The organism is Zoogloea sp., assembly GCF_044344315.1.
In the GTDB taxonomy this organism is placed as follows: domain Bacteria; phylum Pseudomonadota; class Gammaproteobacteria; order Burkholderiales; family Rhodocyclaceae; genus Zoogloea.
The window spans coordinates 1-23026 of sequence record NZ_JBIJDC010000074.1 but is presented as its reverse complement, the minus strand read 5'-3'; the positions used below and the strand labels follow the sequence as shown (position 1 = coordinate 23026).

The window sequence follows — 23026 nt, the reverse complement described above, 5'->3', positions numbered from 1 at the left end:
TCTTCCGGCCCACTTCATGCACTCCGAAGGCAACTTCCAGTTCTACGACCCGGTGTCCAAGATCCTGTTCTCCGGTGACATGGGCGCATCACTGGTCGACCATGATCAGGCAGCCAAGCCGGTAACCGACTTCGACGACCATGTGATCACCATGGCCGGCTTCCACCGTCGCTACATGATCTCCAACAAGATCTGTCGCTTCTGGGTGAACATGGTCCGCCAACTGGATGTGGAAATGATCGTGCCCCAGCACGGCTGCCGCTTCGAGGGCAAGGTGATGGTCAATCGCTTCCTCGACTGGATCGAAAACCTCCAGTGCGGTGTGGACATCATGACCCAGGAAAACTACCGGGTGCCCTGAGTCTAATGCTTGCGTGACAGGTGGCTGATGGCCCGGGTGAGGCCATCCAGGGTCAGGGGAAACATCTTTTCCCCCAGGATCTGCCGGATGATGCCGATGGACTGGCGATAGTCCCAGGTGCGTTCCGCCTCGGGATTGAGCCAGGCCATGGACGGGTAGGCGTCAGCCAGGCGGCGTAGCCACACGGCACCGGCTTCGGTGTTGCTGTACTCGATGGAGCCGTTGGGCTGGAGGATCTCGTAGGGGCTCATGGTGGCATCCCCCACGAAGATCAGCTTGTACTCCGGCCCGTACTTGTGGATCACGTCGAGCGTCGACGTGCGCTCCGAGTGGCGCCGGGCACTGTCCCGCCACACGTGGTCGTACACACAATTGTGGAAGTAGAAGTACTCCATGTGCTTGAACTCGGTGCGGCAGGCTGAGAACAGCTCCTCGCAGACCTTCACGTGGTCGTCCATGGAGCCGCCCACGTCAAAGAAGATCAATACCTTCACAGCGTTGTGGCGTTCCGGCCGCATCTGCAGATCCAGGTAGCCGGCATTGCGGGCCGTGGCGGTGATGGTGCCGTCCAGATCCAGCTCATCCGGCGCGCCCTGGCGGGCGAAGCGGCGCAGACGACGCAGGGCCACCTTGATGTTGCGCGTGCCGAGCTCTACCGAATCGTCCAGGTTGCGATATTCCCGCTGGTCCCAGACCTTCACTGCGGTCCGGTTGCCGGCTGATTCTCCGCCGACGCGGATGCCTTCCGGGTGATAGCCGCTGTTGCCGAAGGGCGAGGTGCCGCCGCTACCCACCCATTTGGAGCCACCCTGGTGACGGCCCTTTTGCTCCTTGAGGCGGTTCTTGAACTCCTCCATCAGCTTGTCCCAGCCGAGCTTCTCCAGCTTCGCCTTCTCCTCCGGCGTCAGGTGCTTCTGCATCATGGCCTTCAGCCATTCCTCGGGCAGATCCACTTCCAGGCCGGGAATGCTCTCGATGCCCTTGAAGTACTCCCCGAAGGCCTGGTCGAAGCGGTCGAAATGGGATTCGTCCTTGACCAGGCTGCTGCGTGCCAGGAAGTAGAAGTCCTCCATGCTATGACCCGCGAGGCCGGCCTGGATGGCTTCCAGCAAGGTCAGGAACTCCTTGGTGGACACCGGCAGCTTGCGTGCCTTGAGGTGCAGAAAAAAGTCGATCAGCATGACTCTGTCCGGGAGGAAGGATGTAGGGGCGAATTCATTCGCCCGCGGGCGTCGACCAGGGCATCTCAGCGGTTGCGCTGGGCCATGAACACCAGGCGCTCGAAGAGATGCATGTCCTGCTCGTTCTTCAGCAGGGCGCCGTGCAGGGGCGGGATGCTGGCCTTCTGGTCCGGCGAGCGCAGCGCTTCGACAGGGATCTCTTCGGCCACCAGCAGCTTGAGCCAGTCGATCAGCTCGGAGGTGGAGGGCTTCTTTTTCAGGCCGGGGACTTCGCGCAGGCCGAAGAAAACTTCCAGTGCCTCCTTGAGCAGGGCCTGCTTGATGCCGGGAAAGTGCACATCGACGATGCGCTGCATGGTGTCCCGATCGGGGAACTTGATGTAGTGGAAGAAGCAGCGGCGCAGGAAGGCGTCGGGCAGCTCCTTCTCGTTGTTGGAGGTGATGAAGACGATGGGGCGGTGGCGGGCCTTGACCGTCTCGCGCGTCTCGTAAACGTGGAACTCCATGCGGTCGAGCTCGCGCAGCAGGTCGTTGGGAAACTCGATGTCCGCCTTGTCGATCTCGTCGATCAGCACCACGGTGGGCACGTCGGCCTCGAAGGCCTGCCACAGGGTGCCCTTGACGATGTAGTTGGAGATGTCCTTGACCTTGTCGTTACCCAGCTGGGAATCGCGCAGGCGCGACACGGCATCGTATTCATACAGCCCCTGCTGGGCCTTGGTGGTGGACTTGATGTGCCACTGCAGCAGCGGCATGCCCAGGGCGGCGGCCACCTCTTCGGCCAGCATGGTCTTGCCGGTGCCGGGCTCGCCCTTGATCAGGAGCGGGCGCTGCAGGCAGATGGCGGCATTGACGGCGAGCATCAGATCCGGGGTGGTGACGTAATTGTCGGAGCCTTCGAAGCGCATCGGGGAATCCTTGTAGGGGTTTTGTCCTGATTATAGCGAGGCAGATTGACGCGCACGGAAGTGGCGTGCAGCCGCGCATACCGTATTGGTGTGGATTTCCACGGTGTCGTCGATGTTGCGGGCGTAGCCGCCGGCCATGGCGATGGCGATGGGCAGGCCGCGCTGGCGGACCTTGTCGAAGACCAGCTGGTCCCGTTCGGCCAGACCGGCCTTGGTGAGCTTGAGCCGGCCCAGGCGATCGTCCTCGTAGGGGTCGGCGCCCGCCAGGTAGATCACCATGTCGGGCTTTCCCCGGGCAAACACCGGCCCGAGGGCAGCCTGCAGGGCGGTGAGGTAGGTGTCGTCAGTGGTGCCGTCGGGCAGTTCCACGTCCAGGTCGCTGCACTCCTTGTCGAAGGGGTAGTTGCGGGCACCATGGATGCTGAAGGTAAAGCACTCCGGCCGGTTGGCCAGAATGGCGGCGGTGCCGTTGCCCTGATGCACGTCGCAGTCGATGATCGCCACCCGCTCGACCCGGCCCTCGGCGCGCATGGCCAGGGCGGCGATGGCAGCGTCGTTGAAGACACAGAAGCCTTCGCCCCGGTCGCGGAAGGCGTGGTGGGTGCCGCCGGCCAGGTTGGCGGCGCAACCGTCCTCCAGCGCCGCCCTGCAGGCCGCCAGCGTGGCGCCGGCAGAGCGCCGGGAGCGCTCCACCATGGCCTCCGACCAGGGAAAGCCGATGCGCCGGATGTCGTTCTTGTCCAGGGTGCCGCGGACAACCCGCTGCACGTAGCCGGCATCGTGGGCGCGGAGCAGCTCGGAATCACTGGCGGCCTCGGGAACATGGAAGTCATCGGCCCCGAACAGACCGGAGCCCATCAGGCGCTCCCGCAGGCGGGCGTATTTTTCCATCGGAAAGCGATGCCCCTCGGGGAGGGGCAACACGAAGTGGTCGGCGTAGAAAAGTTTCATTCGGTTGAGCCTGCTTCTTGCGGTGGAGCGGGGGCGTGCCCCGCTGCTATCATTTCTCCATAACGGCCGCCGGGGCCGCCTATCGTCGGGACGCATCATGCACCTTCTAGAAAAACTGCGGGCCGATCACGCCGAAATCACCGCCATCCGCCGGGATATCCACGCCCATCCGGAGCTGGCCTTCGAGGAGCACCGCACCGCTGCCATTGTGGCTGAGCGCCTGCGTGCCCTGGGCATCGAAACCCACACCGGGGTGGGCAAGACCGGCGTCGTCGGCGTGCTCAGGGCCGGCACCAGTGGCCGCGCCATCGGCCTGCGGGCCGACATGGATGCGCTGCCCATCCAGGAGAAGAACGACTTCAACCACCACTCCCGCCACCCCGGGCGGATGCACGCCTGCGGCCACGACGGCCACACGGCCATGCTGCTGGGGGCGGCGGCGCATCTGGCCAAGAACCCGGATTTCGACGGCACCGTGGTGTTTTTGTTCCAGCCCGCCGAAGAAGGGGAGGGCGGTGCGCCGGCGATGATCGCCGATGGCCTCTTCGAGCGTTTTCCCATGGAAGCCGTGTTCGGCCTGCACAATTGGCCCGGCCTGCCCCTCGGCGAGATCGCCGTGCATCGCGGCCCCGTAATGGCCTGCGCCGACCGTTTCGACATCGAGATCAAGGGCCATGGTGCCCATGCCGCCATGCCCCACCAGGGTATCGACCCGGTACTGGCTGGCGCCGCGCTGGTGCAGGCCCTGCAGTCCGTGGTCAGCCGCAACCGGGACCCCCAGGACGCAGCCGTGCTATCGGTCACCCAGTTCCATGCCGGGGACGCCTACAACGTGATCCCCGACATCGCCCGCATCAGTGGCACCGTGCGGGCCTTCCGGCCGGAGGTTGAGGCCATGGTCGAAGACACCATGCAGCGCGTCTGCGCCGGGGTGGGCGCGGCCTTCGGTGCCAATGTGAACTTCGACTACCGGCGCGGCTACCCCCCGACCATCAATACCGTGCCCGAGGCCGAGTTCTGCGCCCGGGTGGCAGCCGAAGTGTGCGGCGAGGGCAAGGTGAGTATTGATCCGAAGCCCAGCATGGGCGCCGAGGATTTTGCCTACTTCCTGCAGGAGAAGCCCGGCTGCTACATCTGGCTGGGCAACGGGCCGGGGGAGGGGGGCTGCACCCTGCACAATCCCCACTACGACTTCAACGACTCGGCGATTCCCTTCGGTGTGGCCTACTGGGTTCGGCTGGTGCAGCGCTGGCTTGCGCTTGCAGCCTGAGCCGGTGGCAGCAGATTCCGGCCTCGGCCGGAATCTTTTTGCGGTGGCGCTGCCTGAGACCCCATGAAGCAATTCCTGCCTGCCCTTTCCCAGTCCTTCCGCATGCTGCGCCGCGACCTGCGGGCCGGCGAACTCGGCCTGCTCGTGGTCGCCCTGGTCATTGCCGTCGCCAGCCTGACCAGTGTCGGCTTCTTCACCGATCGGGTCGCCCAGGCCCTCGGGCGTGAAGCCAATCAGCTTCTCGGTGGCGACCTGGTGCTGGTTTCCGACCATGCCCTTGACCCGGCCTACCGGGCCGAAGCCAGCCGGCTCGGCCTGAAATCCGTGGTGTCCAGCACCTTCACCAGCATGGCGAGCACCGCCGAAGGTGCGCAGCTGGCCGGCGTGAAGGTGGTGGAGGACGGCCATCCCCTGCGCGGCACGATCCGCATCGCCCCCGGGCTCAACCAGCCCGATGCCCCGGCGACGGGCATTCCGGCCCCCGGCGAGCTGTGGCTGGACGAGCGTCTGGCCAGCGCCCTGGGGGCGCGTCCTGGCGACATGGTGGGGCTGGGTGCCTCGCGTCTGCGCATGGCCGCGGTGCTGTCCTTCGAATCCGACCGGGGCGCCAACTTCTTCAGCCTGCTGCCGCGGCTGGTGATCAACGCAGCCGATCTGCCTGCCACCGCGCTCATCCAGCCCGGCAGCCGCGCCTTCCATCGGCTGCATCTCGCAGGTGATGCCCGGGACATCGCCGCCTTTGAAACCTGGGCCAAGGCTCGCCTGAAGCGGGGCGAGACTCTCGAGACGGTGGACAACGCCCGTCCCGAAGTGCGCTCCATCCTTGATCGTACCGAGCGCTTCCTGCGCTTTGCGGCAATGCTGGCCGTGGTGCTGGCGGCGGTGGCGGTGGGGCTGGCCACTCGGCGCTTCGTGGAGCGTCACCTGGATGGATGCGCCGTGATGCGTTGCATGGGCGCCGGGCAAGCGCAGCTCATGGCGATGTTCATCGGCGAGTTTGCCCTGCTCGGCCTGGCGGCCGGGGTGGCGGGGTGTGCGTTGGGTTTCGCCGTGCAATTCGTGCTCAACGGCCTGCTGGGCGAGCTGGTGGGCTTCCCCTTGCCGCCGCCGGGGTTCTGGCCCGTGCTGCACGGGCTTGCGGTGTCCATGCTCCTGTTGCTTGGCTTTGCCCTGCCGCCGCTGATCCGCCTCGGCCGGGTGCCCACCTTGCGGGTGCTGCGCCGCGAATGGGACGGCATGGCTGCCCGGGAAGGCGTGGCCTGGGCCATCGGCGCGCTGTTGCTTGCCGGTCTGCTGGTGGGGATTGCCCGGGATTGGCTGCTGGGTGCCTGGGTGGTGGGCGGTTTTGCCCTGGCCTTCGCTCTTTATGCCGCCGTGGGCGGGCTGGTACTGGCGGCCCTGGGCCGGGTGCGTGGCGTGGCCAGCAGTGGCTGGCGCTATGGCATCGCCTCCCTGCGCCGCCGGCCAGTGGCCAGCCTGGTGCAGGTGCTGGCCCTGGGCATGGGCCTGACCGCCCTGTTGTTGCTGACCCTGGTGCGGGGCGATCTGCTGACCAACTGGCAGCAGGCCACCCCCGCAGATGCGCCCAACCGTTTCGTCATCAACATCCAGCCGGATCAGGTGGAGGGCGTGCGTCAGTTCTTCAAGGATGCAGGTCGGCGGGAGCCCGCACTGCAGCCCATGATCCGTGGTCGCCTGGTGGCGGTGAATGGCCGCCCGGTGGGGCCCGACGATTACACTGAGGATCGGGCCCGGCGCCTGGTGGACCGGGACTTCAATCTCTCCTTCGACACCCGCCTGCCCGATGGCAACAGTGTCGCTGCCGGGCGCTGGCATGGGTCCGACACCACGCCCCAGTTCTCGGTGGAGCAGGGCCTGGCCCAGACCCTCGGGCTGGTCATGGGCGACCTGCTGACCTTCGAGATTGCCGGCACCCGTAGCGAGGCGCGCATCACCAGCCTGCGCAAGCTCGACTGGGACTCCATGCGGGTGAACTTCTTCGTTATCGCCGGGCAGGGCATGCTCGAATCCTTCCCTGCGAGCTACATCACCAGCTTCTATCTGCCTCCATCGGAGCTGGAGTTTGCCAACCGCATCGTCGCCGCCTTCCCCAATTTCACGGTCATCGACGTGGCGGCGGTGGTCGGCCAGGTGCGCGGCATGGTGGAGAAACTCATCGCTGCGGTGCAGTTCGTGTTCGGCTTTGCGGTGGTGGCCGGCGTCGTCGTGCTCTTCGGGGCATTACAGGCGACCCACGACGAGCGTGAAAAGGAACTCGCCATCCTGCGTACCCTGGGGGCACGCAACGCCCAGCTCAGGTCGGCCCTGCTGGCCGAGTTTGCGGTGCTTGGCCTCGTGGCCGGTGTGTTGGCCGGGGCTGGGGCCACGGGTATCGGCTGGGCCCTGGGGCATTTCGTGTTCAAACTGCCCTACGTGCCCAGTGTGCTGCCGCTGGGTGTCGGTGCGCTGGCCGGCGTGCTGGTGGTGACCCTGGCCGGTTGGGTGGGCACCCGCCACCTGCTGGCCCAGCCGCCCCTTGTCAGCCTGCGGGCGCTGAACTAATTTACAGGTGAGGGCGGTATACTTCGGCGATGAATTCCGAGTCCGCCCCTGTTCTGTCTGCCCTTATCCCCTGGCTGTTTGCCGCCCTTGTCCTGGTCTTCGCCGGCCTGGTCTACCTGATCCTCAGGCTGCGCCGGCTGGAGCACGGGCGCGAGACGCTGGCCGAGGAGCTCGGCGCCCGCCTCGAGAGCCTCTTCGGGCACCAGCAGCTGCATTTCGTGCGTGAGCTGCAGGCTGCCTCCACCACGGCCAGCGATCGGGTGATGGACATGGTGGCGAGCGAGACCGATCGCCTGCGTGAGCGCCTTGAAGGCGGCGAGGCGGCCTCCCGGAACGCCCTCCAGCAACTCCACCTGGCCTTCGTCGGGCAGCTCGGCAAGCACCAGGAGGGCACCGCCCTGCGCCTGGCCGAGCTGGCCGGCGCCATCGCCGCGGGGCAAGAAAAGCTGCGCAGCGAGATGATGGCTGAAACGCTCAAGACCCTCTCTGAACACGCCCGTGCCGACCGGGAGCTGCTGCAGGGCGGGCTCAAGGCCGCCTCGGAGCAACTCACCCACAGCATCGAAGCCATGAACCGCACTGTCGGCGAGCGGCTCGAGGCCATCACCGGGCACGTTAACCAGCGGCTCGACGAAGGCTTCCGCAAGACCAACGAGACCTTTACCAGCGTGATGGCCCGCCTCGCCACCATCGACGAGGCCCAGAAGAAGATCGGTGATCTGACCACCAACGTGGTCAGCCTGCAGGAGCTGCTCGGCGACAAGCGCGCCCGGGGTGCTTTCGGCGAGGTTCAGCTGGAAGCCCTGGTGCGCAACGCCCTGCCGCCCGAGGCCTTCGACTTCCAGTATTCCCTGCCCAACGGCACCCGCGCCGACTGTGTGCTGCGCCTGCCCGAGCCCACCGGCATGGTGGTGGTGGACTCCAAGTTTCCCCTCGAGAACTACCACCGCATGTTCGAGGGCGAGGTGGGCGACCTGGAGCGCCGCGCCGCCCAGACGGCCTTTCGCAATGACGTGAAGAAGCACGTGGATGCCATTGCCGGCAAGTACATCCTCCCGGAAGTGACCTCCGACGGCGCGGTGATGTTCATCCCGGCCGAGGCGGTTTTTGCCGAGATCCACGCCTACCACCCGGAAGTGGTGGCCTATGCCATGACCCGCCGGGTATGGATCGTGTCGCCCACCACCCTGATGGCGGTGCTCAACACGGCCCGGGCAGTGCTCAAGGACGTGGAAACGCGCAAGCAGATCCATGTCATCAAGGATGCCCTCGGCAAGCTGGCCAAGGATTTCAACCGTTTCGACGAACGCATGCAAAAGCTCGCCACCCACATCCGCCAGGCGGGTGAGGACGTGGCCGAGGTGCAGACCTCGTCGCGCAAGATCAGCGCCCATTTCCAGCGTATCGAGGCCGCGCAGCTGGATGAACTTCCCGCGGCACTGCCCGGTGCAGGAGAAGCACGATGAGAACGCTGTTCACCCCCTTCGGCCTGGCCTGCCTGCTGGCCGGCTTGAGTGTGCCGGCCCTCGCCGGTGCCGCCCAGCGCATTGATTGCCATGTCACCTATGGCGGCGAGACCCGGGTCCATAGCGCAACGCATGTGGATAGCCCTTACGGCGTTGAGGCTGTCGCAGTGGGGAGCTACTTTCTTTTCAGGCTGGTGTTCCAGGCCCGGCCAGCGGATATCGCGGGTGTCAGGATCTACACCTACGTGGACAGGGAGCATGGCCCGGTGCCCATTCATCAGGCCAGTTATGCCCTGCCCAAGCCGGGTCTCCGGGGCGAGCATGGTTTCACCGGCCTGCAGCGGGTCTATGAGCCGGTGCGTGACAGCGAGCTCGAGTTCTGGTGCGAGCAGCGTGGGGAGGTGCAGCGATGAAGGCCGTCAATACACTGCTCGTGGCACTGCTGACAGCCACGGCGACGCTCGCGTCGGCCGCCGATCTGGAGCTGCTCTTTGCCGGCGACATCATGCTCGACGATGGGCCGGGCAGGGCGCTGGCTGCAGGGCGTGACCCGCTGGCTGCCTTTGCACCGATTCTGGATCGGGCCGACTACCGCATTGGCAACCTGGAATGCCCGGTGGCCACCACCGGCGCGCCACTGGCCAACAAGATCTACAGTTTCCGTGCCAACCCCAGGGTGCTCGCTGCGGTCAAGGGCCGCTTCGAGGCCCTGGCGCTGTCCAACAACCACTCGGGCGATTACGGGCAGGAGGGGTTTGTCGAAACCATGCGTCACCTGGAGACCGCGGGCATCCGCTACTTCGGTGGCGGGCGCAACCTGGCCGAAGCCCATGAACCCCTGTGGGTCGAGCGCAAGGGCCTGCGTATCGCGGTGCTGGGCTACAACGAGTTCAAACCTCGCTCCTTCGAGGCTGGAGCCAGCCGCCCGGGCATTGCCTGGAGTGAGGACAGCCAGGTGCTGTCCGACATCCGCGCCGCACGCAAGGCCGGTGCCGACCTGGTGATCCCCTTCATGCACTGGGGGTGGGAGCGGGAGCCCGCGCCCTCGGCGCGGCAACGCCAGCTGGCCCGGCGCATGATTGATGCGGGGGCCGCGGCGGTCGTCGGTGGTCACCCCCACGTAACCCAGGGGGCCGAGATCTACAAGGGGCGGCCGATCATCTACAGCCTGGGGAATTTCGTCTTCGACGGCTTCGAGCTGCCCGCTGCCCGGGTAGGCTGGCTGCTCAGCCTGAGACTCGACCGGCGTGGCGTGAGCGCCTGGCACACGGTGGAGGCCCGCATCGACGAGGAGGGTTTGCCATCACCGGCAGGGCAGGCGGAGACCCCCTGCGGCAAGCGTGGTGACAAGCAGCCACGTCTCTGCCGTGCAGGCGTGCCGGTGGGCGATCTGCCGCCTCAGACCAGCCCGTCGAACAACTGAACGTCCACGGTGTCGCCCGGGGCCACGTCGCCCTGGCTTTCCCTCAGTACGATGAAGCAGTTGGCCTCTGACATGGAGCGCAGGATGCCGGAGCCCTGGGCGGCTGCCGGGCGCACCTTCCAGGTGCCGTCCTCACAGAGCAGGTGCCCGCGCAGGTATTCCTGGCGGCCAGCCGACTTGCGGATGGCGGTGGCGCACACCATCGGGATCAGCGGGCGCTCGGGCAGGGGCGAGACGCCGGCAATCTTCAGCAGCGCGTCCATCACGAACTGATAGTAGGTCACCATCACGGCCACCGGGTTGCCGGGCAGGCCGAACATCCAGGTGTTGCCGATACGGCCGAAGGCCATGGGCCGGCCGGGCTTGATATCGATCTTCCAGAAGTTCACCTCGCCGAGCCTGTCCATCAACGTACGGATAAAGTCGGCATCCCCGACCGACACGCCGCCACTGCTCAGGATCACGTCGGACGACGCAGCGGCCGAGCGGAAGGCGGCTTCGATGGCCTCAGGGCGGTCGGGAATCACGCCCATATCCACGAGGTCGCAACCCAGGCGGGTCAGCACGCCGTGGAGGGTGTAGCGGTTGGAGTCGTAGACCTGGCCGGGTGCCGCGGGGCTGCCGATACTGGCAAGTTCGTCGCCGGTGGAAAAGAAGGCCACGCGCAGACGGCGGGCGACACACAGCTCGGCCAGGCCCAGGGAGGCCACGAGGCCAAGATCGGCGGGGCCGATCCGCTTGCCCCGGGGAATCGCCACGCTGCCTTCAGACAGGTCTTCGCCTGCGCGGCGGACGTTTTGCCCGTGCTGAACCCCGGCGGAGATGAGAATGTGCTCTCCGTCCGTCCTGACCTTCTCCTGCATCACCACACTGTCTGCGCCCGCGGGCATGACGCCGCCCGTCATGATGCGGACGGCCTGCCCCGTGCCGACGATGCCGGAGAAGCTTCGCCCCGCAAATGCGCTGCCGATCACACGGAAGGACCGCTCACCGATGCCATCGGGCAGGTCTTCCGCACGCAGGGCATAGCCGTCCATGGCGGAGTTGTCGTGGGCCGGCACATTGAAGGGGGCGATCACATCTTCCCGCAGGACGCGCCCAAGCGCGTCGCGGATGGCGACCCGTTCCCAGCCATCGATGGGGCTGACCGCATTCAGGATGCGGTGGCGGGCGTCCTCGACTGAAAGCGATGTGCGCGGGGCGGTGGTCGCGCCAGTCTCCAAACTCATGTCATGACTCCGGGGCGGGGTAAAGGACCTTAATAACACAGCCTTATCCCGCTTCGCATTGATACAGAATTGCCGGGCTGCAGGCGTGTATGACAGGGCTGGCTCAAGCCTCGCGCGGCTGGGTCAGGATGGCCCCATCTTGATCCAGGCGCTCCACCTGGGCCAGGGTGGATACGGGGACCTGCAGCGCCTCGATGTGTTCACGTCCCTGTTTGAAGCGCTTCTCCACCACAAAGCCGGCTCCCAGCACTTCGGCGCCGGCTTCCCGGGCCATTTCGATCAAGGCGATGGCGGTACGGCCGTTGGCGAGGAAGTCGTCCACCAGCACGATGCGCTGGCCCGGTTTGATATAGCGGGTGGACAGCACCAGACGGGTTTCTCCGCCCTTGGTGGGCGACGGGATGATGCGCGAGATGGAGGGCGCTTCCACCTGGGGCGAGTACTTCTTGGCATACACCAGGGGCACATTGAGGGTCTTGGCGACGACCAGGGCGGGCGCGATACCGCTGGCTTCGGCGGTGAGGATGATGTTGGGCTGGAAGATGGACAGACGCCGGGCCAGCTCGTGGGCCAGCTCGAAGATGAAACCGGGCTCAATGCGGTGATTGAGGAAGTGGTCAATGCGCAGGATTTCGCCGCGCTCGACAGTGGCTTCGGTTTCGATGCGGCGGACCAGGGGGGCGTAGGGGGCGGTGAGGTCGAGGTGCGGGCTCATGGGGGCTCAGGATTGTTTGGGGGCCGGATCGGGTCGGAACGGGGCCCGAGGCGGGATTGTAATGATTGGACGTTCAGGCGCCAGTGGCAGTTTCCGTGAGGGCGCGCAAGCGACTTCGCACCAGGGCGATGTGTTCGCGCAGGGTATACAGCTCATTGCTGAAGGCCAGGGGCAGCTTGCGGTGGGTGGCGTGTTCCTCGATGCGGTCGAGGCGGGCAAGAAAGCGGGCCACATTGTCGGCGGTCGGGGGCGTCGGATCGCGGTCGATCTCGGCCTCGAGAAACTTCAGTTCGCCGTACCAGCGATACACCCGGGAGCGCATGCGCCAGTTGTAGAGGGCCGGCAGCACCCGGGAGAGCGGGATCACCACCGCAATGAGCGGCAGCAGCATCACGAACAGGCGGTCGATCAGCACGGCCAGCCAGAAGGGCAGGTAGCGCTGCAGGAAAGGCGGGCCGCTCTCGTAGAAGCGCTGGGCCGAGGGGTGCAGGGGCAGGGCGTGGTCCAGGGGCTTGGGAAAGGCGTTGGCGGCCTGGAGCAGCCCGGGGGCACTGTGGATCTCGCGGGCGTGCTTGAGCAGCAGGGTGACGATGGCGGGGTGGATGTCGGCCTTCACCACCAGGTTGGCGGTGGCGGCCACCAGCTGGATGTCGCGGGGAGGCTGATCGGTTCGGATGTCGATGGCGCCGCGGGGCAGGGTGACCTTGTCCAGGTGGGGGAAATGGCGTCCGTAGCCGTCGGCCTGGGCGAAGTTGAGCAGCTTGATGCCTTCGGTGTGGAGCAGGGCGCTCACCACTGGCGCCTGGGGTGCGCCCACCACGAAGAAGGCATCTACCTCGCCGCGCTTGAGGGCCTCCACCGCGTCCATGCCGCTGATGGGGCGCAGGTTCGGATCGTTGGTGACGAAGCCGTTGGCCGCCAGCAACTGCAGCGCGAACAGTTGCGCGCCGCTGCCCGACAGGCCCACGGCGATGCGCCGCCCCCGGAGCTGGGCGACCCGGTCCAGGTCGGCCGGGCCGCGGTGGAACACCCACACCGGCTCCAGGTACATGCTGCCCAGGGTGGCCAGATCCTCCGATTCCGGTTCGTTGGCGATGCCGCCCTGGATGAAACCCACGTCCACGCTGTCGTCGGTCTTGAGGCGGCGCAGGTTCTCCACCGCGCCGGAGGACGGGCGCAGCTCCACCTCGATGCCATCCTGGGCCAGCTTCTCCCGGTAGCGCTCGCCAAAGTAGTGATAGGCCCCGCCCGCGGCGCCGGTACTCATCACGATCCGCTTGGGAGCAGCCGGGCGCACGAATTGCCAGGCCAGGGCGAAGGCGGCAATGATCAGGATCAGCGCCGGCAGGGCCAGGATCAGCAGATCGCGGCGGCTTGGGGCGTCGCTGGAAGAGCGGGTCAGACGGCGCATGGCGCGGGAGTCTCCGGCGAATTCGGGGTGGCTTGGGCGCCTTGGGGGTGGCAGATCGCAGATATTACCGCCCTGCATCCCGGTACGGCGCAAAGTCCTTTGTTGCAGCGCCATACTGCGTTACATTGCGCGCCCGGCCAGGCCTTGAATGGAAAAGGTTTTTCCCCACATGACGCGCCTCATCCTCGCTCCGATGGAAGGCCTTGCGGACGACGTGCTCCGCGAGGTGCTGACCCGCGTCGAGGCCTACGACCATGCGGTGACGGAGTTTGTGCGGGTCTCCGGCACGGTGCTGCCCCTGCGGGCCTTCACCCGCCTCTCACCCGAGTTGCGCAACGGTAGCGCCACCTCCAGCGGCACCAGGGTGCGGGTACAGCTGCTGGGGTCGGATCCGGCCTGTATGGCTGACAACGCGGCCCAGCTGGTGCGCCTGGCGCCGGCCGGGGTGGATCTGAATTTCGGCTGCCCGGCGCCCACAGTCAATCGCCACCGGGGTGGGGCGGCCCTGCTCGACGAGCCGGAACTGCTGCATGCCATTGCCTGCGCCGTACGCAAGGCGGTGCCGTCACACATCCCCTTCACGGCCAAGATGCGTCTGGGTGTCACCGACACCGGCCGGGCCCTCGACTGCGGGCGCGCCCTGGCTGAAGGCGGGGTGGATGGCCTAGTGGTGCATGCCCGTACCAAGACCGACGGTTACCGCCCGCCGGCCCACTGGGAATGGGTGGGGCGGATCGCCGACGTGGTAGCGGTGCCAGTGGTGGCCAACGGAGAAGTGTGGAACGAGGACGACTGGCGGCGTTGCCGCGCAGTGAGCGGCGCAAGCGACGTGATGCTCGGCCGCGGCGCGGTAGCCGACCCCTTCCTGGCGCGGCGCATCCGTGCCGGTGCCGTCGAGGCCCCGCAGCGGGATGCGGAATGGGCCGAGTTGCAGCCCCTCATCGGCGAGTTCTGGCGACGTGTGCTGATCAAGGTGGAGGCGCGCCATGCGCCGGGCCGCCTGAAGCAATGGCTTAATCTGCTGCGGCGCAACTTCATCGCGGCGGAGCAGCTCTATCTGGCGGTGCGGCCCGAGCGGGATGTCGAACGGGTCAGCCAGGTGCTGGGCGCCCACGGCATACCGGTGCTCCGGGCGGCTGCGTAGAATTGCCGGATGTACGCCAACTCCAAGATTCCCGAGAGCGCCCAGCCGGGTGTTCATGAACAGCTCGCGGCGCAGGTGGCAAAGCACGCCAGCTGCACGTTCCGCAAACCCTGTCTCGATTACAACAAGGCCGCCTTCGAGGCCAGCCTGGCCGGATGGGATGGTCACGCGCCCCTCATCCTCGATGCCGGCTGCGGTGTGGGGCACAGCACGATCCAGCTGGCACGGGCCTTTCCCGACCACTGGGTGATCGGCGTCGATCAGTCGGAAGACCGCCTGAGCCGCAAGAAGCCCTATCCCGATGCCCTGATGCCGCGCAACATGGTCTTCGTGCGCGCCGACCTGGTGGATTACTGGCGCCTGATGGCCGAGGCCGGCATCCGCCTGGCCCGTCATTACATCCTCTATCCCAACCCCTGGCCGAAGATTGGCCACCTGGGGCGACGCTGGCACGCGCATCCGGTGTTCCCCTATGTTCCACGCCTGGGCGGTCGGTTGGAATGCCGCAGCAACTGGAACATTTACGTGGAAGAATTCGCCCTTGCCCTGGGGCTGCTCACCGGACGCCAGGTGGAGACAAGTGCCTTCGAGGCGCCGTCGCCCCTCACCCCTTTCGAACGCAAGTACCGGGATTCCGGCCAGACCCTATACCGGTGTGTGGTGGAGTTCGATCCTCAACCGACCCTGAAGGAAGTGCCCTGATGAACGCCCCCCAATACGTCCCCCTCTCCGACGAGGAGCTGGAGCAACTCGAAGAGCTGCTGGTCTCCGACGATGTGCCCGCCGATTGCATGAACCTGGAGATGCTCGACGGCTATCTGGCCGCCATCGTCACCTCGCCGCTGCCGATCCCGATGGAAAGCTGGCTGCCCGCGGTATGGACTGCCGACGAGGGCGAGGTGGGCTTCGGTTCCGGCGCGACTCTGCAGAAGGCCATCGAGCTGGTGCTGCGCTATTACAACGAGCTGGTCCTCACCATCGGTGATGAGGAAGGCGACGAAGAGGGCGAAGCCGAAGGCTGGCAGCCCTTCTGCTATGCCCAGGGCGGTGATGACGATCCGGCCATCGGTGAAGAATGGGGTACCGGCTTCGAGCAGGGCTTCGAGATGTGGCCGTCCGAGTGGCCGGACAAGGTGGGTGACACCACCATCGCCGAGGCCCTGCTGGAGACCATTCTCGGCCCCGAGGAAGAAGTCGCCGTGCCCGCCGACGTCGAGACCCAGCTCGCCGCCCTGGAGGAGAAGGGCATTGCCGTGCAGCATCTGTTCCAGGCTTGGCGTGCCCTTGGCCTGCCGGCCCCCGAGCCCCTCGCGGTGGGCGCCGCTACCGCTGCGACGGGCGGGCCGGGGCGCAACGAGGCCTGCCCCTGTGGCAGCGGCAAGAAGTACAAGAAGTGTTGCGGGGCCAACTGATCCGTGGCTGATCCCTGCCTGAGTTGCGGCGCCTGCTGTGCCAGCTTCCGGGTGGATTTCCATGTCGCAGACCTGGAAACCACGCCCGGTGGCTGCGTACCGGTGGCCCTGACCGTGCCCGTCACCGCCACCCTGGTACGCATGCGCGGCACCGATGAGGGGCCGCCGCGCTGCATCGCCCTTGTCGGGGAGGTTGGGCGGCAGGCGAGCTGCACGATCTACGAAAATCGTCCCGGCCCGTGCCGGGACTTCGCGCCCTTCGCCGCGCTGGGGATCGGTGATGAAGGCTGTGCCCGCGCACGCCGTCGCCACGGCCTGACACCCCTGGGCGAGTGACATAGTTCCGGCGGGCCTTCATTCGAGACAGTTAGACACAAAATCTTGATGCCATTGTCAGTGCGAGGGGCTAGGCTGTACGTCCCCGAACCAACACAAGGAGCACTTCATGGGTTTGCTGAGTTTTGTGCGTGAAGCAGGTGAGAAGCTTTTCGGCCGCAAGGATGTGGAGCAGGCCAAGGCCGACAATGCCCAGGACAAGCTCGCCGAGTTGAACCAGAAGGCCGCTGCGTCCATCACCGCCTACATTGCCGCCCAGGGTTTTGATACCAGCGGCCTGACGGTGGCCTTTGATGGCACGAGCAGCACGGTGTCGGTGGGCGGCGTGGTGGCCGATCAGGCGACCCGCGAGAAGGTGCTTCTGTGCTGCGGCAACGTGGATGGCGTGGAGCATGTCAATGACAGCCTCAGCGTCACCAATCCCGAGCCTGAAGCCCAGTTCCACACCGTTGCGCGCGGTGACACCCTGTCGGCGATTGCCAAGACCTACTATGGCAACGCCAATTCCTACATGAAGATCTTCGAGGCCAACAAGCCCATGCTGGGCCACCCGGACAAGATCTATCCGGGCCAGAAGTTGCGCATTCCTTCCTGAAGGGTGTAGGCGCTTTCCGGATTGGCGGATCGTGTCAGCTCTGACACAATCCGCCCTTCCTGCAGTATTACTGCATCATTCCGGAGCCCGTCACCATGACCATCCGCTTCCCCGTCGAAGGCGAATTCATCCAGCTCGATCAGCTCCTCAAGGCCGTGGGCCTGTGCGGATCTGGAGGCGAAGCCAAGCAGCGTGTGGCTGACGGAGATGTGCAGGTGGATGGGGAAATCGAAAACCGCAAGCGGGCCAAACTGCGCCCGGGCCAGCGGGTCGATTTTGCCGGGGAAACCATCGAGCTTGTGACCGAAGGCTGACCCGGCGGCGTTCAGCGCTTCAGGCCTTCGGCTTCCAGTGCGGCCTGCACGCTGGGGCGGGCGCCAACCCGCTCCTGGTAGGCACCCAGGCTGGGCCACGGGGACAGATCGACACCTACCAGCCCGGTCCACGTCAGTACGGTAAACAGATAGGCGTCTGCCACCGAGAAGGTCTCGCCCGTCAGGTAGGGCCGGTTCTCCAGCGCCTGGGCGGCGATCGGCAGGCGACGGGCGAGGTTGGCCCGCGCCGCTTCCTTGGCATCGGCGCTCGCGGCGGGGTTGAACAGGGGGCTGAAGTTCTTGTGCAGCTCGGTGCCGATGAAGGTCAGCCATTCCTGCACGCGGGCCCGCTCCAGGGTACCGCAGGGCGGCGCCAGGCGGCTTTCAGGGGCTTGGTCAGCCAGATACTGGACGATGGCCGGGCCTTCCGTCAGTAGTTCGCCATTGCCCAGGTCCAGGGCCGGGACATAGCCTTTCGGGTTGATGGTCGTGTAGTCCACCCCCGACGCTGTCTGGCGATTGCGCAGGTTTACCTTTTCGAGGGTGAACTCAAAGCCGGCTTCCCGCAGCACGATGTGCGGGGACAGGGAACATGCGCCGGGCGAGAAATAGAGTTTCATTCTTATGCTTCCTCCTGATGGGTTACTTCGGGTGGATGTCGCCATCCGTATAGAGCCAGTGTCCGTCCTCGAGAACGAAACGGCTCGTTTCATGCAGCCGGTAAGCCCGTCCGCCGATCTTGTAGCGTGCCACGAACTCGACCGTGGCATGACTTGCATCGATGGAACGGCAGGCCCTGATTTCCAGGCCCAGCCACTTTGTCGTCGCATCCTCCGCAAGGTTCAGTGAAGCCGGTCGATGCGCCGGGTGCCAGGTGGCATTGAGATAGTCCTCACGGCCCTTCGTGTAGGCGGTGTAGCGCGAGCGCATCAAGGCCTCGGCGGTCGGGGCCGGCTGCCCTTCGTCCACGTAGGAGGCGCAGCAGCGCGTGTAGTCGGCGGAGCCGCCGCAGGGGCAGGGTGAGGGCATCGGACAACCAGGGCAGGATAAGGCGCCCATTTTCGGTCTTCCGCATCGATTCGATCAAGCTGCTGGCGGCCCCCCTTGAGAATCCAAGGCATTGGCCGATAAGTGTCGGGCAATGCCCCGGTTATTCACTGGCGGACGCGCATCGAATCATTCAATTTTCGGTTCCGTGCCCGGGAGGGGCGGACCGGCCAAGGACGGAGCCATGGGACTCAAGCACTGGATGGGCGGCATTCGCGGCAAGCTGATCGGAATTTTCGTGGTGATCAAGGTGGTGCCCTTGCTCCTGCTGGCAATGCTGGCCTGGAGCATGGCCCAGAAGCTCGGCGAAACCGTGAGCGGCCAGGCCGGGACAATGGCAGAGTCCATGCTTGCAACCATCAAGGAAGTGGATGACGAAGCCACCGGCGACGCCATCAAGGCACTGGATGACCGCGCCCGGGAGGGGATCGAGCGCCTGACCACCGATACGGCCCGGGCGGTTGCCTCCTTTCTTTACGATCGCGATTCGGATGTGCTCCAGGCCGCCCAGGTGGAGCCGGCAGAGGCGGCCTACCGGGCCTTTCTGCTGAATCGCACCCGCATGCTCTACCGTCACGGCCCCTGGAAGCTGTCGGAGGACCAGAAGCGCTGGGAGCCTGCTGCGCCGGAAACCTGGGACGAGGCGCTGGCCGCCGATCCCGCGCAGGCCCAGGCCGACAACGCCAAGGCCTTCAGCGCCCGCCCGCCCGAGTATGTCGGCTATGGTGAAAAGCGGCCGCTCTTTGTCGAGATGAGTTTTGTGAATCTGCAGGGGCGCGAGAAGGTGAAGGTCACCCAGGGCGATCTGACCTCCCGCGAGCTGCGGGACGTGAGCCGCCACTCGGAGACCTTCCTCAAGGCCGAGCGCTATTGGCCGGAACTGCGCAAGCTGAAGCCCGGCGAGATCTACGTGTCGGAGGTCATCGGCGCCTATGTGGGCAGCCGGGTGATCGGCCCCTACCTGCCGGCCAGCGCCGAGAAGGCCGGGGTTGAATTCAAGCCGGAAGAGTCGGCGTACGCAGGCACCGAGAACCCAGTCGGCAAGCCCTTCCGAGCCATCGTGCGCTGGGCCACGCCGGTGGTGCGCGGCGGGGCCGTGGTGGGCTACGTGACCCTGGCCCTGGATCATGACCACATCCGCCAGTTCACCGACCGCATCAGCCCCACTGACGCGCGCTACACCCCGATCAACGACGCCATCGTTGGCAACTATGCCTTCATGTGGGATCACCGTAGCCGGGCAATCTCCCATCCGCGTGACTACTTCATCCCCGGCTACGACCCGGCCACCGGCGACCCGGTGACACCGTGGCTGGACCAGTCCCTTTACGATGCGTGGCAGGCATCGGGAAAGTCGTCGCGGGATTTTTTGGAGACAGTGCCGGCCTTTGACAACCAGTCCCTCAAAAAGAAGCCTGCCGGTGCCTTGGTCAAGGCCGGTACCGTGGCCCTCGATTGCCGCTATCTCAACTTCTCGCCCCAGTGTGCGGGCTGGAACCAGCTGACCGAGAAGGGCGGCTCCGGCTCCTTCGTCATCTTCTTCTCCGGCTTGTGGAAGCTGACCACGGCTGCGGCAATTCCCTATTACACGGGGCAATACGGCGAATCCCGAAGGGGCTTCGGCTTTGTGACGATCGGCGCCAACGTGGATGATTTCCACCGGGCCGCCACCGAATCCGCCAAGCGCATCGGCCTGACCATCGCCGAGCGGGACAAGACCTTCCAGGAGCAGCGTGCCGGTTTGCTGGATGCCATCGAACACAACCTGGCCCAGACCGCCGCGGCCCTGAGTCTGTCCACCCTCCTGATGGTCGCGCTGGTGATTGTTGTGGCCATCTGGATGGCTCAGTTCATCACCCGTCGCATCACCAACATGATCCATGGCCTCGGCCGCTTCCAGGAAGGGGATCTGTCCCACCGCCTGGAGGTCAAATCGGATGATGAAATGGGGCAGCTCGCGCGCTCGTTCAACAGCATGGCCGACGAGGTTCAGGTCTCGTTCAAGCGTTCAGAGGAGGCGCGGGCCCGCGCCGAGGAAGCCAACAAGCTCAAGTCGGACTTTCTGGCCAATATGTCCCATGAGCTGCGCACACCGCTCAACGGCATTCTGGGCTATTCGGAGCTTCTCCAGCTCGATCTGGCCGATCCGGAGCAGCAAGAGTTCGCCGCGACGATTCATAGCTCAGGCCAGCATCTGCTGGATATCGTGAATGACCTGCTGGATCTGGCCAAGATCGAAGCGGGCCGGATCGAGCTCAAATGGCAGTCTCAGGATGTGGTCAGCCTGGCGACCGAGATCGCCAATACCCACCGCGCCCATGCCCAGGCCAAGGGGCTCACCCTGGAGCTGACGGTGGAGGAGGGCATTCCTCGATGTATCGACATGGATGTGCAGCGGGTACGTCAGATTCTCAACAACCTCTTGAACAACGCGATCAAGTTCACTGACAATGGGCGCATTGGTGTAAACGTCCGGCAGGAAGGCAAGCGTCTGGCGTTTGCCGTGTCGGACACCGGACGGGGCATCCCCCCCGAAGCGCACGAGCACATTTTCGAGAAGTTCCGTCAATTGGACCAATTCGTGACCCGAGAGCAGGGTGGTACCGGCCTTGGCCTGGCCCTGGCAAGGGAGCTCGCGCACCTGCTGTCGGGCGATCTGGTCGTAGAGTCCCGCGTGGGCGAAGGTTCAACCTTCACCCTTTTACTCCCGGTCGATGGGCAACCTAGCTAAAACACCTGAATTCCATTCCATGAGCGATTCCTCCGCAGAGAAAAAACGGGTGCTTGTCGTTGACGACAATGCCATCAATCGTCGCTTGGCCGTTGCCTTCGTGACGCGACTGGGCATGAGCTCCGAAGAGGCCGAGGATGGCCCGGCTGCCCTGGCCCGGCTTTCTGCCGAGCGTTTCGACATCGTCCTGCTCGACATCAGCATGCCCGGGATGTCCGGCGAGGAGGTTCTCGCTCGCCTGCGGGCCGACGTCAAGTTCAATGGCTTGCGCATCATCGCCTATACTGCGCATGCACTTCCCGAGGAAAAGCAGAGCCTCGTTGAGGCCGGCTTTGACGACCTCCTGATCAAGCCGATCAATCTGAAGGCGGTCGAAAGTGTGCTGGCCGACTATCTCAAGTCCTGAAGGACAGGGGACGTCGAGTTTGCGGGATTTATGGATTGTGCAGGCGCACAATCCATACAGAAATAAAATATAATATATATAAGACTTGGCACCGCCACATCAGAACAAGGTGCCAGTCCATTCGGGAGAGGCGCTCCGGGCCCGAAACGGCCGGTCGCGCACGTCAGCTAACCTGTCATGTAACCACCGTCTAGGAAGGACCTACCCATGCTTGAAGCCTACCGCCAGCATGTTGCCGAGCGCGCTGCCCTCGGTATCCCGCCGCTGCCCCTGTCGAAGCAGCAAACCCAAGCCCTGGTCGAACTGCTGCAGAACCCGCCGGCCGGCGAAGAAGCCTTCCTGGTTGAGCTGCTGACCTACCGCGTTCCTGCCGGTGTCGATGACGCTGCCAAGGTGAAGGCCGAGTTCCTGGCCAAGGTTGCCAAGGGTGAAGTGGCCTGCGGGCTGGTTTCCAAGGTCAAGGCGACCGAACTGCTGGGCACCATGCTGGGCGGCTACAACGTCAAGCCGCTGATCGACCTGCTGGCCAATGATGAAACCGGCGCTGCCTCTGCCGAAGGCCTCAAGAAGACCCTGCTGGTGTTCGACTTCTTCCACGACGTCAAGGAACTCGCCGACAAGGGCAACGCCAACGCCAAGTCCGTACTGCAGTCCTGGGCCGACGGCGAGTGGTTCACCACCCGTCCCGCCGTTCCCGCCAGCCAGAAGCTGACCGTCTTCAAGGTCACCGGCGAAACCAACACCGACGACCTGTCGCCCGCGCCGGACGCCTGGTCCCGCCCCGACATCCCGCTGCACGCCCTGGCCATGCTGAAGAACCCGCGTCCGGGCATCGAGCCTGACGAGGCAGGCGCCCGCGGCCCCCTGAAGCAACTGGAAGGCCTGGCTGCCAAGGGCAACCTGATCGCCTACGTCGGCGATGTGGTCGGTACCGGCTCCTCCCGCAAGTCCGCCACCAACTCCGTGCTGTGGTTCACCGGCGAAGACATTCCCTTCGTTCCGAACAAGCGCTTTGGCGGCGTGTGCCTGGGCTCCAAGATTGCCCCGATCTTCTTCAACACCATGGAAGATGCGGGCGCGCTGCCCATCGAGATCGATGCCGGCCAGATGGACATGGGCGACGAGATCGAACTGCAGGTGGACGAAGCCTCCGGCAAGGTCACCGCCCTCAAGAACGGCACCGTGATCGCCGAATCCCAGCTCAAGACCCTCGTCATCCTCGACGAAGTCCGTGCTGGTGGCCGTATTCCCCTGATCATCGGTCGTGGCCTGACCACCAAGGCACGTGAAGCCCTGGGTCTGCCCCCGTCCACCCTGTTCCGCCTGCCGCAGAACCCGGCCGATGCTGGCACCGGTTACTCCCTGGCCCAGAAGATGGTCGGCCGTGCCTGTGGCCTGCCCGAAGGCAAGGGCGTGCTGCCCGGCACCTACTGCGAGCCCAAGATGACCACCGTCGGCTCCCAGGACACCACCGGCCCGATGACCCGCGACGAGCTGAAGGACCTGGCTTGCCTCGGCTTCTCCGCCGATCTGGTGATGCAGTCCTTCTGCCACACCGCCGCCT

General features: G+C 65.4%; 22 protein-coding genes and 1 pseudogene. 15 read left to right on the top strand and 8 right to left on the bottom strand.

Features of this window, described 5'->3' with window-relative positions:
• The coding region (locus ACIQ09_RS15225) for an MBL fold metallo-hydrolase (RefSeq protein WP_398311575.1) at window positions 1-361 on the top strand (361 nt) is incomplete at its 5' end.
• Window positions 362-363: 2 nt separating this feature from the next.
• Here ACIQ09_RS15225 and ACIQ09_RS15220 read toward each other — a convergent pair.
• From ACIQ09_RS15220 to ACIQ09_RS15210, 3 genes are all read right to left on the bottom strand, one after another.
• The gene (locus tag ACIQ09_RS15220) at window positions 364-1542 is read right to left on the bottom strand and encodes a VWA domain-containing protein (RefSeq protein WP_398311572.1); all 1179 of its coding nucleotides are present in this window, start codon (window positions 1540-1542) and stop codon (window positions 364-366) included.
• Between the two features lie 65 nt (window positions 1543-1607).
• On the bottom strand, window positions 1608-2450 hold the full coding sequence (locus ACIQ09_RS15215; protein ID WP_398311569.1) for an AAA family ATPase: 843 nt from the start codon (window positions 2448-2450) through the stop codon (window positions 1608-1610).
• Window positions 2451-2480: 30 nt separating this feature from the next.
• The gene (locus ACIQ09_RS15210; protein WP_296403410.1) at window positions 2481-3401 is read right to left on the bottom strand and encodes a histone deacetylase; all 921 of its coding nucleotides are present in this window, start codon (window positions 3399-3401) and stop codon (window positions 2481-2483) included.
• 97 nt (window positions 3402-3498) lie between these two features.
• Between ACIQ09_RS15210 and ACIQ09_RS15205 the strand changes: the two genes are divergently transcribed.
• From ACIQ09_RS15205 to ACIQ09_RS15185, 5 genes are all read left to right on the top strand, one after another.
• Entirely contained in the window at window positions 3499-4671 is a 1173-nt protein-coding gene (locus tag ACIQ09_RS15205; RefSeq protein ID WP_296403408.1) for a M20 aminoacylase family protein, read from the top strand.
• Window positions 4672-4734: 63 nt separating this feature from the next.
• Window positions 4735-7233, top strand: coding sequence for an ABC transporter permease (locus ACIQ09_RS15200; protein ID WP_398311564.1), 2499 nt, complete (start codon window positions 4735-4737; stop codon window positions 7231-7233).
• Between the two features lie 29 nt (window positions 7234-7262).
• Window positions 7263-8699 carry a DNA recombination protein RmuC gene (rmuC, locus tag ACIQ09_RS15195; protein ID WP_398311561.1) on the top strand — a complete coding sequence of 479 codons (1437 nt, stop codon included), beginning with the start codon at window positions 7263-7265 and terminating at the stop codon, window positions 8697-8699.
• Complete coding sequence (locus ACIQ09_RS15190) at window positions 8696-9112, top strand: hypothetical protein (protein ID WP_398311558.1); 417 nt, start codon at window positions 8696-8698, stop codon at window positions 9110-9112. The genes rmuC and ACIQ09_RS15190 overlap by 4 nt, the downstream gene beginning before the upstream one ends.
• Window positions 9109-10122, top strand: coding sequence for a CapA family protein (locus ACIQ09_RS15185; protein ID WP_398311555.1), 1014 nt, complete (start codon window positions 9109-9111; stop codon window positions 10120-10122). The genes ACIQ09_RS15190 and ACIQ09_RS15185 overlap by 4 nt, the downstream gene beginning before the upstream one ends.
• Here ACIQ09_RS15185 and glp read toward each other — a convergent pair.
• From glp to ACIQ09_RS15170, 3 genes are all read right to left on the bottom strand, one after another.
• On the bottom strand, window positions 10098-11351 hold the full coding sequence (glp, locus tag ACIQ09_RS15180; protein ID WP_398311552.1) for a gephyrin-like molybdotransferase Glp: 1254 nt from the start codon (window positions 11349-11351) through the stop codon (window positions 10098-10100). The two genes, ACIQ09_RS15185 and glp, sit on opposite strands and share 25 nt — an antisense overlap.
• A gap of 103 nt (window positions 11352-11454) precedes the next feature.
• Window positions 11455-12066, bottom strand: coding sequence for a xanthine phosphoribosyltransferase (gene xpt / locus ACIQ09_RS15175; RefSeq protein ID WP_398311549.1), 612 nt, complete (start codon window positions 12064-12066; stop codon window positions 11455-11457).
• Window positions 12067-12139: 73 nt separating this feature from the next.
• The gene (locus ACIQ09_RS15170) at window positions 12140-13477 is read right to left on the bottom strand and encodes a TAXI family TRAP transporter solute-binding subunit (RefSeq protein ID WP_398311546.1); all 1338 of its coding nucleotides are present in this window, start codon (window positions 13475-13477) and stop codon (window positions 12140-12142) included.
• Window positions 13478-13646: 169 nt separating this feature from the next.
• On the opposite strand from ACIQ09_RS15170, the gene ACIQ09_RS15165 reads away from it, so the two are divergent.
• The 6 genes from ACIQ09_RS15165 to ACIQ09_RS15140 all read left to right on the top strand — a co-directional run bounded on the left by ACIQ09_RS15165 (window position 13647) and on the right by ACIQ09_RS15140 (window position 17278).
• Window positions 13647-14621 carry a tRNA dihydrouridine synthase gene (locus tag ACIQ09_RS15165; protein WP_398311543.1) on the top strand — a complete coding sequence of 325 codons (975 nt, stop codon included), beginning with the start codon at window positions 13647-13649 and terminating at the stop codon, window positions 14619-14621.
• A gap of 9 nt (window positions 14622-14630) precedes the next feature.
• Complete coding sequence (locus ACIQ09_RS15160; RefSeq protein WP_398311540.1) at window positions 14631-15323, top strand: tRNA (guanine(46)-N(7))-methyltransferase TrmB; 693 nt, start codon at window positions 14631-14633, stop codon at window positions 15321-15323.
• A complete protein-coding gene (locus tag ACIQ09_RS15155; RefSeq protein WP_398311537.1) occupies window positions 15323-16033 on the top strand; it encodes a UPF0149 family protein in 711 nt (236 codons plus the stop codon). Before ACIQ09_RS15160 ends, ACIQ09_RS15155 begins: the two co-directional genes overlap by 1 nt.
• A 3-nt stretch (window positions 16034-16036) precedes the next feature.
• Entirely contained in the window at window positions 16037-16369 is a 333-nt protein-coding gene (locus ACIQ09_RS15150; protein ID WP_398311534.1) for a YkgJ family cysteine cluster protein, read from the top strand.
• Window positions 16370-16478: 109 nt separating this feature from the next.
• A complete protein-coding gene (lysM, locus tag ACIQ09_RS15145) occupies window positions 16479-16964 on the top strand; it encodes a peptidoglycan-binding protein LysM (RefSeq protein ID WP_398311531.1) in 486 nt (161 codons plus the stop codon).
• A gap of 95 nt (window positions 16965-17059) precedes the next feature.
• Window positions 17060-17278: an RNA-binding S4 domain-containing protein gene (locus ACIQ09_RS15140; protein WP_398311528.1), complete on the top strand. Its 219-nt coding sequence runs from the start codon at window positions 17060-17062 to the stop codon at window positions 17276-17278.
• A gap of 11 nt (window positions 17279-17289) precedes the next feature.
• Here the strand turns inward: ACIQ09_RS15140 and gstA are convergent, their stop codons facing one another.
• Together gstA and ACIQ09_RS15130 are read right to left on the bottom strand one after the other, a co-directional pair.
• Window positions 17290-17898, bottom strand: a complete 609-nt coding sequence (gene gstA / locus ACIQ09_RS15135; protein ID WP_398311525.1) for a glutathione transferase GstA — start codon at window positions 17896-17898, stop codon at window positions 17290-17292.
• Window positions 17899-17920: 22 nt separating this feature from the next.
• Window positions 17921-18307, bottom strand: a complete 387-nt coding sequence (locus ACIQ09_RS15130) for a YchJ family protein (protein WP_398311522.1) — start codon at window positions 18305-18307, stop codon at window positions 17921-17923.
• Between the two features lie 202 nt (window positions 18308-18509).
• Between ACIQ09_RS15130 and ACIQ09_RS15125 the strand changes: the two genes are divergently transcribed.
• The 3 genes and pseudogenes from ACIQ09_RS15125 to ACIQ09_RS15115 all read left to right on the top strand — a co-directional run.
• On the top strand, window positions 18510-21056 hold the full coding sequence (locus ACIQ09_RS15125; protein WP_398311519.1) for a sensor histidine kinase: 2547 nt from the start codon (window positions 18510-18512) through the stop codon (window positions 21054-21056).
• A 19-nt stretch (window positions 21057-21075) separates the two neighbouring features.
• Window positions 21076-21462 carry a response regulator gene (locus tag ACIQ09_RS15120; RefSeq protein ID WP_398311516.1) on the top strand — a complete coding sequence of 129 codons (387 nt, stop codon included), beginning with the start codon at window positions 21076-21078 and terminating at the stop codon, window positions 21460-21462.
• Window positions 21463-21669: 207 nt separating this feature from the next.
• Window positions 21670-23026 (top strand): annotated as a pseudogene (locus ACIQ09_RS15115) (aconitate hydratase B); the annotation flags it as partial.